Consider the following 14,863-nt stretch of genomic DNA (forward strand, 5'->3'; position numbering starts at 1 on the left):
AACAAACACAGTTAGTGGAGAGATCACCTTGGTAGAGTACGTAGTTTCCCTCGATAAGCTCGGCGTCCATGATGTAGAGCACGTGGGGGGCAAAAACTCGTCCCTCGGCGAGATGATCAGCAACCTCGCAGGTGCTGGCGTCTCAGTGCCCGGCGGCTTCGCGACTACGGCCCAGGCTTACCGTGATTTTCTTGAGCTGAGCGGTCTGAACGATCAGATCCATGCTGCGCTGGACGCGCTCGATGTCGATGACGTCAACGCCCTGGCCCGCACCGGTGCGCAGATTCGCCAGTGGATCATGGAAGCCGAGTTTCCCGAGACGCTCAACGCCCAGATTCGTACTGCATTTGCCGAGCTGTCAGCCGGCAATCCGAACCTGGCGGTGGCGGTGCGCTCTTCCGCGACCGCTGAAGACCTGCCGGATGCCTCGTTCGCAGGCCAGCAGGAGACTTTCCTGAACATTCGCGGTGTCGAGAACGTTATCCGCGCTGCCAAGGAAGTCTTCGCTTCGCTGTTCAATGACCGTGCCATTTCCTATCGCGTGCACCAGGGCTTCGACCACAAGCTGGTCGCGCTGTCGGCGGGTGTGCAGCGTATGGTGCGTTCCGAAACCGGAACGGCGGGCGTCATGTTCACCCTCGACACCGAATCCGGTTTCCGCGATGTGGTGTTCATTACCGGTGCCTACGGCCTGGGCGAGACGGTTGTGCAGGGCGCGGTCAACCCGGACGAGTTCTACGTGCATAAAGACACGCTGGCTGCTGGCCGTCCGGCGATTCTGCGGCGCAATCTGGGTAGCAAGGCTATCAAGATGATTTACGGCGAAGAAGCCAAGGCTGGTCGTTCGGTCAAGGTGATCGACGTAGAGCCTGCTGATCGTGCGCGCTTCTGCCTGACCGATGCCGAAGTTTCGGAACTGGCTAAACAGGCAATGATCATCGAGAAACATTACAAGTGCCCGATGGATATCGAATGGGCCAAGGACGGTGACGACGGCAAGCTGTACATCGTGCAGGCGCGTCCGGAAACCGTGAAAAGCCGCGCCTCGGCCAACGTCATGGAACGCTACCTGCTCAAGGAGACCGGCAAGGTGCTGGTCGAAGGTCGTGCCATCGGCCAGCGCATCGGCGCAGGCAAGGTGCGGATCATCAAGGACGTGTCCGAGATGGACAAGGTCCAGCCTGGTGACGTGCTGGTGTCCGACATGACCGACCCGGACTGGGAACCGGTCATGAAGCGCGCCAGCGCAATTGTCACCAACCGTGGCGGTCGTACCTGCCACGCCGCGATCATCGCGCGCGAGCTGGGCATTCCGGCAGTGGTCGGTTGTGGCAACGCCACCCAGACGCTGCAGGATGGTCAGGGCGTAACGGTTTCCTGTGCAGAAGGCGACACCGGTTACATCTTTGAAGGCGAGCTGGGTTTCGACATCAAGACCAACTCGGTCGATGCGATGCCCGAGCTGCCGTTCAAGATCATGATGAACGTCGGCAACCCGGATCGTGCGTTTGATTTCGCCCAGTTGCCCAACGCCGGTGTCGGTCTTGCGCGTCTGGAGTTCATCATCAACCGCATGATCGGCGTGCACCCCAAGGCGCTGCTCAACTATTCGCTGCTGCCGCCGGAAATCAAGGAAAGCGTCGACAAGCGCATCGCCGGTTACCATGATCCGGTCGGTTTCTACGTCGACAAACTGGTCGAGGGCATCAGCACCCTGGCCGCCGCGTTCACGCCGAAAAAGGTCATCGTGCGTCTGTCGGACTTCAAGTCCAACGAGTACGCGAACCTGATCGGCGGCAAGCTATACGAGCCTGAAGAAGAAAACCCGATGCTGGGCTTTCGCGGTGCTTCGCGCTATATCAGCGAGAACTTCCGCGACTGTTTCGAGCTGGAGTGCCGTGCGCTCAAGCGCGTGCGTGAAGAGATGGGCCTGACCAACGTCGAGATCATGGTGCCATTCGTCCGGACGCTGGGTGAGGCGAGTCAGGTCATCGACCTGCTGGCCGCCAATGGCCTGAAACGTGGCGAAAACGGCCTGCGCATCATCATGATGTGCGAGTTGCCGTCCAATGCGATTCTGGCCGAAGAGTTCCTCGAGTATTTCGACGGTTTCTCCATCGGCTCCAACGACCTGACCCAGCTGACACTTGGCCTTGATCGCGACTCCGGCGTCATTGCTCACCTGTTCGACGAGCGTAACCCGGCGGTCAAGAAGCTGCTGTCCAATGCCATTCAGGCGTGCAACAAGGCGGGCAAATACATAGGCATCTGCGGCCAAGGCCCTTCCGACCATCCGGATCTGGCGCGCTGGCTTATGGATCAAGGGATCGAGAGCGTATCGCTCAACCCTGATTCGGTGCTGGAAACCTGGTTCTTCCTCGCCGAGGCGCAGGCGCCTGTCTGAGGCGACACGGCCTTCGTGTGACGCGAGGGTGTCCTGAGCCGTCATGTGCTTCAGGTGTTTGAAAGAGGCGGTTTCTTCGGAAGCCGCCTTTTTTATGGCGTGCCGCGATAGCCCCGGAGCCCGATGTTTCATCCCGTCTGTCAAGCCAGATAAAGAGTGATATGCAAAGCAGTAGCCAGCTTTTTCCCGTTGCCTTGATCAGCGCCGAGCGTCGCGGCGATCTTGTCGAGGACGTCTACCGTCTCAAGCCAGCCAACAGCCCGGACCCCAGCGTCGAACTGGTGGTGACCCGACTGGGGCTGGTCGATCAGCCCGATGTGCGCGGCATCCCGGTGATTCTGCTGCATGGCAGTTTTTCCAACCGGCGTTTCTGGTATTCGCCCAAAGGTATCGGTCTTGGGCCGTATCTGACGCGTGCCGGTTATGACGTCTGGATCCCGGAAATGCGCGGGCACGGTTTGTCGGCACGCAACCAGAACTATCGCGCCAACTGTGTGGCTGACTATGCCCGTTTCGACGTACCCGCCATTGCCGCTTTCGTCTGCGAGCAAAGTGGTCAGATACCGCACTGGATAGGTCACTCTCTGGGCGGCACAACCCTGGCGGCCGCCTTGGGCGGCCAATACCTGGGGCCGGAAACTGCAGCGTCGGTGGCGTTGTTCGGCAGTCAGGTCAGCCGCACGTACTGGCCACTGAAAATTCCGCCGCTGCAATGGTCCGCGCGGCTGTTGCTCAGGTCCTTCGAACATGTTTCAGGGCCGCGTTTCAAGCGCGGGCCGGAAGATGAGCCGATAGGGCTGGTGCTGGAAAGTTTGCGCTGGCACGGGCTGTTCGGGCGTTTTGGCGAGCGCGACAACAACTGGTGGGCGGGGCTTAAGGAGGTTCAGGTGCCGTTGCTGGCCGTTGCTGCGGCTGGCGATCATCAGGACCCGGTGTGGGCCTGTCGCACGCTGTTCGATCAGATCGGATCAGAGCAGCACAAACAGTTTCTTTGTCTGGGGCGCGAGCACGGCTTTGACGAAGACTTCGACCACGTGCGGATGCTGGTCAGCAAGGCCGCGCAGCAACAGGTCTGGCCGCGGGTCATCGAGTGGCTGAACGAGCAGAATGTTCCTGAACAGGTTGTAGAGTTTCAGGCAGCGGTGGGCAGTTAGCGGTTAAAGTCGCTATGGTTAGCGTCAGCCGGTCGCGCCTGATTGATCAGGCCGGTCCGTATCAATCCCGAGACAGGAGTTGACCTCATGCACTACATCACCCCCGATCTGTGTGACGCCTATCCGGACCTGATTCAGGTCGTGGAGCCGATGTTCAGCAATTTTGGCGGTCGCGATTCGTTTGGTGGCCAGATCGTCACCGTTAAATGTTTCGAAGACAACTCGCTGGTCAAAGAGCAGGTCGAGCTCGACGGCAAGGGCAAGGTGTTGGTGGTCGACGGTGGTGGTTCGCTGCGTTGTGCCTTGCTCGGTGACATGCTGGCAGAGAAAGCGGCCAAAAGCGGCTGGGAAGGTATGTTGATTTACGGTTGCATCCGCGACGTTGACGTCATCGCGCAGACCGATCTGGGTGTTCAGGCATTGGCCAGCCATCCGAAAAAAACCGAGAAACGCGGAATCGGTGACCTGAATGTGTTGGTCACCTTCGGTGGTGTGACCTTCCGTCCGGGAGAGTATCTGTATGCCGACAACAATGGCGTCATCATTTCCCCTTCACCCCTGACCATGCCGGAATAAGCGAAGTATCCATGTTCGATGAAGCAAACGCGCAGTGGGGGCTGGTTCATGCCCTCGTATTGGACGGTAAAGGCGGGGCGCGTTTCATCGCTCGAACCGAGTTGCAGGACCTTGAGCTGCAGCCGCAGGAAAGTCTGTGGCTGCACTGGGATCGCAGTCATCCGCAGACCCATACATGGCTGCGCACCGGTAGCGGTCTGAGCGAATTTGCCTGCGACCTGTTGCTTGAAGAGAACACCCGGCCGCGCCTGCTGCCGTTGCCGGAGCAAGAGTTGCTGCTGTTTCTGCGCGGGGTGAACCTCAACCCCGGTGCCGAACCGGAAGACATGGTCTCGGTGCGCATTTTTGCTGCTGCGCAGCGGGTGATCTCGCTGCGCCTGCGTCCTCTGCGGGCCACTGAGGAACTGATCGAGAGGCTGGGGCAGGGCAAAGGCCCCACCAGTGCATCGGAGCTGATCCTGTACCTGGCGCAATACCTGACTGACAAGGTGCAGGACCTGGTCGGCGAACTCACCGAATCGGTCGATGAAGAGGAAGAAAAGACCGACGCCGACGAACGGTACAGCCCCGAGCATGGCAAGCTGCTGCATATTCGTCGACGCGCAGCCGGTCTGCGCCGGTTTCTCGGGCCGCAGCGCGATATTTATGGCCAGCTTTCGCGGATCAAATTGTCGTGGTTCGCGCATGACGACGCCGATTACTGGAATGAGCTGAACAACAGCCTGACGCGCTATCTGGAAGAGCTCGAGCTGACCCGCGAGCGGGTAGGGCTGCTGCTGGAGTCCGAAGACCGGCGCTTGCGCGAGCACATGAACCGCACCATGTACCGTTTCGGGATCATTACCGGTATCTTCCTGCCCATGAGTTTTCTCACCGGTTTGCTGGGTATCAATGTCGGCGGTATACCCGGTTCTGACAGTTCATACGGCTTTCTGGTGGCGTGCTCGCTGATTGTCGCGCTCGCGGTCGGGCAGTGGTGGCTATTCAAGCGATTGCGCTGGGTATAGGCGTGGGCTTGTCCGGGTTTTTGACGGGCGTGTGTGACTTGTTGTTTTCGCGTCGCGTCTTTGACTGACATTACGTGAGGTGCCTGATGCACGATCCGTTTGAAGAATCTTTACGCGACATGCTCAATTCTTCATCCTCCAGCCGGGATGATGACGCATGTCTGGGACGCGTCCTGAAAACCGCCAATCGCCAGGTCGGTGCCGGTGTGTTGTTCGGGTTGCTGGGCCGTTGGTCAGAAGCACTGATGATTGCCGTGAACAACGGCTCTGCCCACGTCTCTCCTGTTTCTCGCCGCACCATTCCGGGTGCCCGTTCTATCGATAAGGCTGATTGAGCATGGAATTGAATCTCTGGACCCAGAGCCTTCTTGCTGCAATGACTGCATTGTGGACCAAAGTCGCAAATTTCATCCCTAACCTGTTCGGCGCCCTTGTTGTGGTGCTGCTGGGTTTTGTCGTCGCCAAACTGCTCGACGCGCTGCTTTCCAAACTGCTGGCCAAACTGGGCCTGGATCGTCTGGTCGGCGGTACCGGTCTGACCAAGATTATCGGCCGCGCCGGCGTCAAGGTGCCGATCTCAACCCTGATCGGCAAGATCGTCTACTGGTTTGTCCTACTGATTTTCCTCGTCTCGGCTGCCGAATCGCTGGGGCTGCAGCGGGTTTCAGCTACGCTGGACATGTTGGCGCTGTATCTGCCCAAGGTATTTGGTGCCGCGCTGGTGCTGCTGGTTGGCGTGCTGCTGGCGCAACTGGTCAATGGGCTGGTACGCGGCGCAGCCGAAGGCGTAGGTATCGACTACTCTGCCGGCCTGGGGCGAATTGCTCAGGGTCTGGTCATCATCATCAGTATTTCGGTTGCGATCAGCCAGCTTGAGGTCAAGACCGACCTGCTGAACCACGTTATTGTGATTGCCTTGATTACCGTTGGTCTGACAGTGGCGCTTGCCCTGGGCCTCGGCAGTCGGGAGATTGCCGGGCAGATCATCGCCGGAATTTATGTTCGTGAGCTGTTTCAGGTGGGCCAGCAGGTGCGGGTGGGCGATACGGAAGGTCAGATCGAGGAAATCGGTACGGTCAAAACAACGTTGCTGACAGACGAGGGGGAGCTGGTGTCGTTTTCCAATCGCATCCTGCTCGAGCAGAGAGTAAGCAGCCGTTAAGCGGTTAACCTGCTAATGTATGCCGCCAGGTTGCCGATACAGGCCGTGGCGGACACTGACCTGACTGTCGGCAAGATTTGTTTTGAATAAACCTCAACCGTTTTCGACGCGCTACGATCCCCGCGAGCTCTCTGATGAGGAGCTGGTCGCGCGCGCCCATGTTGAGCTGTTCAATGTGACGCGGGCTTATGAAGAATTGATGCGTCGTTACCAGAGAACACTTTTTAACGTCTGCGCACGTTATTTAGGGAACGATCGCGATGCTGACGATGTCTGTCAGGAGGTGATGCTTAAGGTGTTGTATGGGTTGAAAAATTTTGAAGGTAAATCTAAATTTAAGACTTGGCTTTACAGCATCACCTACAATGAATGCATCACGCAGTACAGGAAGGAACGGCGTAAGCGTCGCTTGATGGACGCTTTGAGTCTGGATCCACTTGAGGAAGCGTCGGAAGAAAAGACGCCCAAACCTGAAGAGCGGGGCGGACTTGATCGCTGGCTTGTGTATGTGAACCCGATCGATCGGGAGATTCTGGTCCTGCGTTTTGTTGCAGAACTTGAATTCCAGGAGATTGCTGACATCATGCACATGGGCTTGAGCGCAACGAAAATGCGTTACAAGCGGGCTTTAGATAAATTACGAGAGAAATTTGCGGGAATCGCCGAAACTTAATACGGTGCAAATATCTCTAAAGAACTGGCGAGGTCTGGTAGACTCGCCGCTGAGTTGTCCCCCTGTGTGGGACCGCTTAATAATCATCAGATGGGGATTTAACGGATGAAACTGAAAAACACCTTGGGCTTGGCCATTGGTACTATTGTTGCCGCAACTTCGTTCGGCGCTCTGGCTCAAGGCCAAGGCGCAGTCGAAATCGAAGGCTTCGCCAAGAAAGAAATGTACGACAGCGCCCGTGATTTCAAAAACAACGGCAACCTGTTCGGCGGTTCGATTGGCTACTTCCTGACCGACGACGTTGAATTGCGTCTGGGCTACGACGAAGTTCACAACGTTCGTAGCGATGATGGCAAGAACATCAAGGGCGCCGACACCGCTCTGGACGCTCTGTACCACTTCAACAACCCAGGCGACATGCTGCGTCCATACGTTTCTGCCGGTTTCTCCGATCAGAGCATTGGCCAGAACGGTCGCAACGGTCGTAACGGTTCCACCTTCGCCAACATCGGCGGCGGTGCCAAGCTGTACTTCACCGACAATTTCTATGCTCGTGCTGGCGTTGAAGCTCAGTACAACATCGACCAGGGCGACACCGAGTGGGCGCCTAGCGTCGGTATCGGCGTAAACTTCGGTGGCGGCAGCAAGAAAGTTGAAGCAGCACCAGCTCCAGTAGCTGAAGTGTGCTCCGACAGCGACAACGACGGCGTGTGCGACAACGTTGACAAGTGCCCTGACACCCCAGCCAACGTAACCGTTGACGCTGATGGCTGCCCAGCAGTTGCTGAAGTCGTTCGTGTTGAGCTGGACGTGAAGTTCGATTTCGACAAATCCGTAGTCAAGCCTAACAGCTACGGCGACATCAAGAACCTCGCTGACTTCATGCAGCAGTACCCACAGACCACCACCACTGTTGAAGGTCACACTGACTCCGTCGGTCCTGACGCTTACAACCAAAAACTGTCCGAGCGTCGTGCAAACGCCGTTAAACAGGTTCTGGTTAACCAGTACGGTGTTGGCGCTAGCCGCGTAAACTCGGTTGGTTACGGCGAATCCCGTCCAGTTGCTGACAACGCAACTGAAGCTGGCCGCGCAGTTAACCGTCGCGTAGAAGCAGAAGTAGAAGCTCAAGCTAAGTAATTAGCCGCTTATACTGAAAAGCCCGGCTTAGGCCGGGCTTTTCTTTGCCTGCGATTTGCTCAGGCAGACGATCCTCAAGGGGCAGGGTCAGCCGGCATTCAGCTGTGCGTGATCCATCAGCGTTTGATTCAGCAGCTCATTGCTGCACGCGGCAACCGCGCCGATCACCAGAATGGCAGGGCTCTTCAGCTCGAAAGCGCTGGCGTCGCGCTGCATTGCATTCAACGTGCTGCGGCACTCGCGCTGCCAGGGCAGTGAAGCATTCTCGATCATCGCCACCGGCATCTCGCCACTCATTCCGCCAGCCAGCAGGCTCTCGCGAATTTCCGCCAGCTTTGCCACGCCCATGTAGACCACCAGAGTAGTTCCGCCTTGCGCGAGGGCCTGCCAGTTGAGGCTGCTGTCGTCCTGGGTATGGGCAGTGACCAGTGTTACGCCACGGCTTATGCCGCGCAGGGTCAGCGAAATGCCGCACTGTGTTGCGCCTGCAAGCCCCGCCGTGATGCCGTTGACCAGTTCCACCGCGACGCCGCGTTCCTGCAACCACTGCGCCTCTTCACCGCCACGGCCAAAGATGCACGGATCGCCGCCCTTGAGGCGCACAACGCATTTGCCCTGACGTACATAGCGCAGCATCAGGCGATGGATGAACGCTTGTGGCGTTGAACGGCAACCGCCGCGTTTGCCGACCGCAATAACTCGCGCATTCGGGCAGTGCTCAAGCACTGCGGTATTGACCAGATCATCGATCAGCACCACATCGGCTTCGTGCAAGGCTCGCACTGCCTTGAGGGTGAGTAATTCCGGGTCACCGGGACCAGCGCCCACCAGCCATACTTTTGCGCTCATGCTGCACTCCTCATTGGGTAACGGCCACGGTGTTGATCAGTCTTTTTATTTCAGGCACGCAGGAGCCGCATTGGGTCCCGCAGCCCAATTGTGTCTTGAGTTGATTCAGGTCCAGGCCGCGCCCGATTCCGTCCATTACTGCGCTCTGGCTGACGTTCATGCAGTTGCACAAGGTCTTGTCACGGGGCTGCGTCGAGTCTTTGCCAGGTTCGCTACTGAGCGGGGCAAGCAGCCAGCGCCGTAGCGAAGCATCAATGCGCTCTTCCAGCCATAGCGCCTGCAGCCAGTGTCGGGCAAGTGTTTCACCGGCCAGGCGGATGGCGGTAATGCGGCCGTTGTCGATACGCACCCGCTTGCCAATTGAGCGCTTGGGGTCGTCATAAGCCATAACCGGCCCTTCATTGAGGCCCAGTATCTGGTCAATGTGCTGCAGCAGCATCGGATCAGGCGCTTCGGCGCTGGCGGCGCGTATGACCAATGCAGGCCGCTCGCGTCCGGCAAGGCCCATGCTCAGGTAAGTAAACACGTCGCACAGAGGGCGCAGCCTTTCCATCTGCTGCTGCACATTGCCCTCGATCAGGGCGAAAAACTGCCAGGGCAGATAAGCTTTTTCGATTCTGACCCCGGAATGCTTGAGTTCCGGTTGTTTCGAGACCGGGTCGAAGGCTGGCTGAGTCAGCGTGTTTACGCCGCCCTTGAGAAACCGGTCGCCCCAGTGCATCGGCAAGAAGGCCTGACCGCAGGCAATACTGTCATCGCCGCCGACGGGCAACAGCAGCTCGCCGCGTCGGCTGATCAGCTTGACCAGATCGCCAGGTTGCAGGTCATGACGCCGCATGTCTTGAGGGTTGAGACTCAACAGCGCTTCGCTGACATGCCCGAACAGCCGCGCAGCCGTGCCGGTGCGGCTCATGCCATGCCATTGATCGCGCAGCCTGCCGGTGTTGAGTGTCAGTGGGTAGTCAGCATCGCGCAGCTCTTTGGCGGCGATATAAGGCTCGGATAAAAACTGCGCACGGCCCGAGTCGGTGGGGAAAATACCATCGGTATACAGCCGCGGCGTGCCCACGCTGGCACCGCGAGGGAAGGGCCATTGCTGTGGGCCATGGAGGTCGATGAGCTCGCGGTCGATCCCGGACATGTCCAGATCCCGCCCGACCGTCAGGCCTTTGAATTCATCGAACAAGGCCTTGGGTGTGTGGAAATCGAACAGCGCAGGTGCATCGGGTTGCAGGCGCTTTTGCAGGCGCTGGGCGAAGTCCACAGTAATTGCCCAGTCGGAGCGCGCTTCGCCGGGGGGCGCAACGGCTTTGCGGACATTGGAAATGCGCCGCTCCGAGTTGGTCACCGTGCCTTCTTTCTCGCCCCAGCTGGCGGCAGGCAGCAACAGGTCGGCATAGCGCGCCGTTTCGGTGGTCTTGAAGGCCTCCTGAAGCACCACGAACGGGCAGGTTTCCAGCGCCTGTCGGATTCTGTTCTGATCGGGCAGTGATTGTGCCGGGTTGGTACAGGCAATCCACAATGCCTTGATCGTACCGTTCTGCAGTTGCTCGAACAGTTCGATGGCGGACAAACCGGGCTTGGCGGGCAGGCTGTCGACGCCCCAGTAGTGCGCAACCTGCGCACGGTGTTCGGGATTGGCTGCGTCGCGATGGCCGGGCAGCAGGTTGGACAGGCTGCCGGTTTCACGTCCGCCCATGGCGTTGGGTTGACCGGTGAGCGAAAAGGGGCCTGCACCGGGTCGGCCGATCTGCCCGGTGGCCAGGTGCAGGTTGATCAGTGCGCTGTTTTTTGCGCTGCCTGCAGTGGATTGATTCAGGCCCATACACCACAGCGACAGAAAGCCCGGGGCTTCACCCACCCAGCGGGCGCAGGTGTGTAGCTGTTCCTGGGTAATGCCGCAGAGGGTTGCTACGTGTTCAGGCGGGTAATCTCGTACCAGCGCTGACAGCGCCTCATAGCCCTGTGTGTGTGCGGCAATGAACTCGGGGTCAACCAGGCTTTCGCTGATCAGCACATTGAGGATGCCGTGAAACAGCGCAACGTCGGTGCCAGGCTGAATCGCCAGGTGCAGGTCCGCCAGTTCGCAGGTATCAGTGCGTCGTGGGTCGATGACGATGAGTTTCATCTGCGGGCGACGGCTTTTCGCTTCTTCCAGGCGACGAAACAGAATCGGGTGCGCGTAGGCCATGTTGCTGCCGACGATCATCACGCAATCGCTCAGTTCGATATCTTCATAGCTGCAAGGCGGTGCGTCGGCGCCCAGGCTGCGCTTGTAGCCTGCCACGGCCGAAGACATGCATAGCCGTGAATTGCTGTCGATATTGTTGGTGCCGACCAGTGCGCGGGCCAGCTTGTTGAACGCGTAGTAGTCCTCGGTCAGCAACTGGCCGGAAATATAGAATGCGACGCTGTCGGGGCCGTGCTCGCGGATGCTCTCGGCGAAGACGTTGGCCGCGTGCTCCAGCGCAGTGTCCCAATCGGTGACGCTGCGTGCCAGGTCTTTGCTCAGGCGTAGTTCCGGGTACAGTGCGCGCGCGTCGATGTCCCCGGTCAGGTGCAGACTTGAACCTTTGCTGCACAACTTGCCGAAGTTGGCCGGGTGCTTCGGGTCACCGCTGACGCCGAGGATATTCTGGCCGTCATGCTCGATCAGCACGCCGCAGCCAACGCCGCAATAGCAGCAGGTGGAGGCGGTTACCCGAGTGGTCTGAATGGCGAGGCTGGTCATGCGCGGGCGGCCTCTGGCGCGGCGGGCTTGCCGAATATCAAGTGATTGCGTATGGCATCGATGCCCTGGCCATCACGGATCTGCTGCAAGTACCAGCTACCGTCCGCGGTGTCGCCATAAAGACAGGCGCCGACCAGTACGTCGTTCTTGATCACCAGTTTCTTGTAGACGCCGCCGATGGGGTCCGAGAGGGTGATGCTTTCAGTGCCTTCAGCACCCAGAAAGTCCCCGGCGGAAAACAGGTCGATGCCGGTGACTTTCAGCTTGGTCGAGGTCACTGACCCCGGATAACGGGCAAAGCCAAGCTGCGCAAGGTGATTGGCACACACCCGGGCCTGTTCGAACAGCGGCGCCACCAGCCCGTAAGCGATGCCGCGATGGCTGACGCATTCGCCAATCGCATAGATGCGCGGGTCGTAGGTCTGCAACGTATCGTTGACCAGAATGCCCCGGTTGCAGGGCAGGCCAGCCTGTTCGGCCAATTCGGTGTTGGGACGTATGCCTGCGGCCATGACTACCAGATCGGTGTCGATCACCTCGCCGTTTTTGAATTGCACCGCGCGTACGCGGCCCAGATCATCGCCGAGCAGGGCTTCGGTCTGTTCGTTGAGGCGAAAACCCAGGCCACGCTTTTCCAGTGCTGCTTGCAGCATCAGCCCGCTGGTTTTGTCCAGTTGGCGTTCCAGCAGCGTCTGGCCGTTGTGAATCACAGTGACCTGCATGCCGCGCAGGCTCAAGCCGTTGGCAGCTTCGAGCCCGAGCAGGCCGCCGCCGATGACCACTGCACGTTTGTGCGTGACGGCGGTATCGATCATCTGGCGGGTGTGGCCGATGTCGCGGTAGCCGATGACGCCTTCCAGCGTGTTGCCGGGAACCGGCAGAATAAAAGGTCGCGAGCCGGTGGCGATCAGCAGGCGATCGTAAGAGGCCTGGGTGCCGTCATCGGCGATTACCACGCGTTTGATTCGGTCAATCTTCACCACGCGACGGTTCAGCAACAACTGGATACCGTTGCTTTCGTACCAGGCCAGATCGTTGAGCACGATGTCTTCGAAATTCTGTTCGCCTGCCAGCACCGGGGACAGCATGATGCGGTTGTAGTTGGGGTGTGGCTCGGCACCGAAGACCGTGATGTCATACAGGTCTTCGCTCAGTTTCAGCAACTCTTCGAGTGTGCGCACGCCGGCCATGCCGTTGCCTATCATCACCAGTTTGAGTTTTTTCATCTTGCCTCCGAGTCACTGCAGCGCGTGCTCGACACGTTTCGCGCAAACAAAAAAAGGCGTCCCGCCAGTTGCCTGACGGGGACGCCTTTGTCCGGTCCCGCTCTATCGGGAGGCGCAGCCCTCATCGTTGAGGGCTACGCGTTATGAATGATCTGCACAAGACCATGCAGCGCCTGTGCCAACTCGCATTTACCTGCGTAAAGGGGGTTACGGTCGATGCCTCAGGTTATTTCTGCACTGCGTTGAGGCGTGTTGCACAGAAGCAGGGCGGTCCGCTTCAGTGATGGCTCATGAGCCAGATCACCAGCAGAAGATTGAGCAGCATCGAGAACAGTGCCAGCGTTCGCCAGACTTTGAGCGGTTCGCGTTCCAGCAATGGGCGCGGTTTTGCTACCACCGGGCGATGCTCGGCTTGCTCCATTTCCAGTAACCACTGCTCGGCGGTTTCGTAACGCTGGTACGGGTCGGCTTGCAGTGCCTTGTCCAGACTCTGGCTCAGCCATTGCGGCAGATCCGGTCGATAACGGCTGGCGGCGATCGGCGTGCCGAAGCGGCGATGCTGAAAGGCTTCGATCTCGCCATATGGGTAGTGGCCTGTTAGCAGGTAGTAAAGCGTGACGCCTGCCGCATAGAGGTCTTGCTGCGGATGCGGCTCAGCGCCGTTGAAGGCTTCCGGAGCGATGTAGCTCGGGGTGCCGGGCAAGTCGTCAGGGTTGCCGGTTGACAGTCCCGGGCAGTAAGCCAGACCGAAATCCAGCAGGCGCAGTTCGCCATCATCTGCCAGCAGCAGGTTTTCCGGTTTGAGATCGCGATGAATGATGTTGCGTCGATGCAGCAGGCCCGCAGCGCGTAACAGTCGGGTCGCGAGGTCCTGCCATTGAGCCAGCGGCAGCGGCCCGTTGCGCGTGAAAACCTCGGCCAGTGTATTTCCGCAATACTCGCGCATCACGTAATACAGGTGCTGACGGTCTGCCAACGGATGGACCTCGGGAAAGAAGCGCCCGGCAACCCGGCGCAAAAACCACTCTTCAAGCAATAACCCCTGGCCAGCACCCGATTCGTCATGTCGGCTGGCGGGCAGGGTCTTGAGCAGCCACGGTTGGCCGTGGGTATCGGTCACCCGATAAAGGATGGACTGGCGCGACTGCGCCGCGATATTGCCAACCGTCCAGCCTTCGAAAATCTGGCCCGCCTTGAGCGCGGGTGGCAGTGGCCATTGCTGCAATTGCAGCAGCGTGTCCCCCAGATCGTCCTCGCCCAGGCTATCGACCTGAATCAGCAGGGCGCTGGCATTGTCCTGGCTGCCTGCCAGATGCGCCGCGCTGACCAGGGTTTTCACCGCCGAGTCGAGGTTGTCCTGCTCGGTCAGAATCGAGCGGATGCTGGCATCACCAAGGGTCGCCCAGATACCGTCGCTGACCAGCAACAGTCGTTCACCTTCACACAGCTCGCCGTCCAGATAGTCCATAACCACGTATTGGTCCAGGCCCAGCGCGCGCTTGAGCACATGCTGCATGTCGGCCTGTTCCCAGACGTGGTCTTCACTGATGCGCTTTAGCGTACCGGCCTGCCAGCGATAAGCCCGGCAGTCACCGACGTGGGCCAGGGTGAAGCGTCGTCCGCGCAGCACCAGAGCACTGAGGGTGGTCAGTAAACCGTTGGCCAGCAGCCAGCGATTCTGCGCCAGCAGCAGGCGGTCGAGAGACTGGGCCACGCCCCAGGTTTCCGGCGTGGCGTAATAGTCGAGTGCCAGCGCCTGTAGCGTGGACTGCGCAGCCAGTGCGCCATCGGCACACTGGCTGACGCCGTCGGCCAGGGCGAACAGATAGCCCTTGCTGGCGGCCAGTGCCGGGGCCGGAGTGACCAGGCGCAGAGCATCCTGGTTTTCCGCGCGCGGACCGCTGGCGCTGAATTGAGCGAACTGCAATTGCAGCGTCATCG

General features: G+C 59.3%; 11 protein-coding genes and 1 pseudogene. 8 read left to right on the forward strand and 4 right to left on the reverse strand.

Translation table 11 applies throughout. From position 1 onward, the window contains the following. Positions 1–28 precede the first annotated feature (28 nt). From ppsA to KP808_RS09745, 8 genes are all read left to right on the forward strand, one after another. Positions 29–2,404, forward strand: a complete 2,376-nt coding sequence (ppsA, locus tag KP808_RS09710; protein WP_004667524.1) for a phosphoenolpyruvate synthase — start codon at positions 29–31, stop codon at positions 2,402–2,404. A 161-nt stretch (positions 2,405–2,565) separates the two neighbouring features. Further along, positions 2,566–3,558, forward strand: coding sequence for an alpha/beta fold hydrolase (locus tag KP808_RS09715; protein ID WP_058401047.1), 993 nt, complete (start codon positions 2,566–2,568; stop codon positions 3,556–3,558). 87 nt (positions 3,559–3,645) lie between these two features. Continuing rightward, positions 3,646–4,134, forward strand: coding sequence for a ribonuclease E activity regulator RraA (gene rraA / locus KP808_RS09720; protein WP_058401048.1), 489 nt, complete (start codon positions 3,646–3,648; stop codon positions 4,132–4,134). Positions 4,135–4,145: 11 nt separating this feature from the next. Next, positions 4,146–5,141, forward strand: coding sequence for a zinc transporter ZntB (locus KP808_RS09725; protein ID WP_058408918.1), 996 nt, complete (start codon positions 4,146–4,148; stop codon positions 5,139–5,141). An 86-nt stretch (positions 5,142–5,227) separates the two neighbouring features. Beyond that, complete coding sequence (locus KP808_RS09730; RefSeq protein WP_002553041.1) at positions 5,228–5,476, forward strand: hypothetical protein; 249 nt, start codon at positions 5,228–5,230, stop codon at positions 5,474–5,476. Positions 5,477–5,478: 2 nt separating this feature from the next. Continuing rightward, complete coding sequence (locus KP808_RS09735; RefSeq protein ID WP_002553042.1) at positions 5,479–6,303, forward strand: mechanosensitive ion channel family protein; 825 nt, start codon at positions 5,479–5,481, stop codon at positions 6,301–6,303. 82 nt (positions 6,304–6,385) lie between these two features. Then, positions 6,386–6,976: an RNA polymerase sigma factor SigX gene (sigX, locus tag KP808_RS09740; RefSeq protein ID WP_002553043.1), complete on the forward strand. Its 591-nt coding sequence runs from the start codon at positions 6,386–6,388 to the stop codon at positions 6,974–6,976. 105 nt (positions 6,977–7,081) lie between these two features. Further along, positions 7,082–8,116, forward strand: a complete 1,035-nt coding sequence (locus KP808_RS09745; protein ID WP_058401050.1) for an OmpA family protein — start codon at positions 7,082–7,084, stop codon at positions 8,114–8,116. Positions 8,117–8,203: 87 nt separating this feature from the next. On the opposite strand, the gene cobA is transcribed toward KP808_RS09745, so the two are convergent. The 4 genes and pseudogenes from cobA to KP808_RS09765 all read right to left on the reverse strand — a co-directional run bounded on the left by cobA (position 8,204) and on the right by KP808_RS09765 (position 14,861). After that, positions 8,204–8,965 carry a uroporphyrinogen-III C-methyltransferase gene (cobA, locus tag KP808_RS09750; protein WP_058401051.1) on the reverse strand — a complete coding sequence of 254 codons (762 nt, stop codon included), beginning with the start codon at positions 8,963–8,965 and terminating at the stop codon, positions 8,204–8,206. Between the two features lie 10 nt (positions 8,966–8,975). Continuing rightward, entirely contained in the window at positions 8,976–11,696 is a 2,721-nt protein-coding gene (locus KP808_RS09755; protein ID WP_230018282.1) for a nitrate reductase, read from the reverse strand. A 20-nt stretch (positions 11,697–11,716) separates the two neighbouring features. Continuing rightward, a pseudogene (locus KP808_RS09760) lies at positions 11,717–12,922 on the reverse strand (NAD(P)/FAD-dependent oxidoreductase); the annotation flags it as partial. 277 nt (positions 12,923–13,199) lie between these two features. Continuing rightward, complete coding sequence (locus KP808_RS09765; protein WP_058401052.1) at positions 13,200–14,861, reverse strand: bifunctional protein-serine/threonine kinase/phosphatase; 1,662 nt, start codon at positions 14,859–14,861, stop codon at positions 13,200–13,202. Between the last annotated feature and the right edge of the window lie 2 nt (positions 14,862–14,863).

The organism is Pseudomonas savastanoi (assembly GCF_020917325.1).
GTDB classification, from domain to species: Bacteria; Pseudomonadota; Gammaproteobacteria; order Pseudomonadales; family Pseudomonadaceae; genus Aquipseudomonas; species Aquipseudomonas amygdali.

Excerpts from the sequence above, each read along its gene's own strand:
- KP808_RS09765 (WP_058401052.1), bottom strand. The coding sequence starts at position 14,861 with ATGACGCTGCAATTGCAGTTCGCTCAATTCAGCGCCAGCGGTCCGCGC.
- rraA (WP_058401048.1), top strand. The coding sequence starts at position 3,646 with ATGCACTACATCACCCCCGATCTGTGTGACGCCTATCCGGACCTGATT.
- KP808_RS09735 (WP_002553042.1), top strand. The coding sequence starts at position 5,479 with ATGGAATTGAATCTCTGGACCCAGAGCCTTCTTGCTGCAATGACTGCA.
- KP808_RS09715 (WP_058401047.1), top strand. The coding sequence starts at position 2,566 with ATGCAAAGCAGTAGCCAGCTTTTTCCCGTTGCCTTGATCAGCGCCGAG.
- KP808_RS09725 (WP_058408918.1), top strand. The coding sequence starts at position 4,146 with ATGTTCGATGAAGCAAACGCGCAGTGGGGGCTGGTTCATGCCCTCGTA.
- KP808_RS09745 (WP_058401050.1), top strand. The coding sequence starts at position 7,082 with ATGAAACTGAAAAACACCTTGGGCTTGGCCATTGGTACTATTGTTGCC.
- KP808_RS09755 (WP_230018282.1), bottom strand. The coding sequence starts at position 11,696 with ATGACCAGCCTCGCCATTCAGACCACTCGGGTAACCGCCTCCACCTGC.
- KP808_RS09730 (WP_002553041.1), top strand. The coding sequence starts at position 5,228 with ATGCACGATCCGTTTGAAGAATCTTTACGCGACATGCTCAATTCTTCA.
- cobA (WP_058401051.1), bottom strand. The coding sequence starts at position 8,965 with ATGAGCGCAAAAGTATGGCTGGTGGGCGCTGGTCCCGGTGACCCGGAA.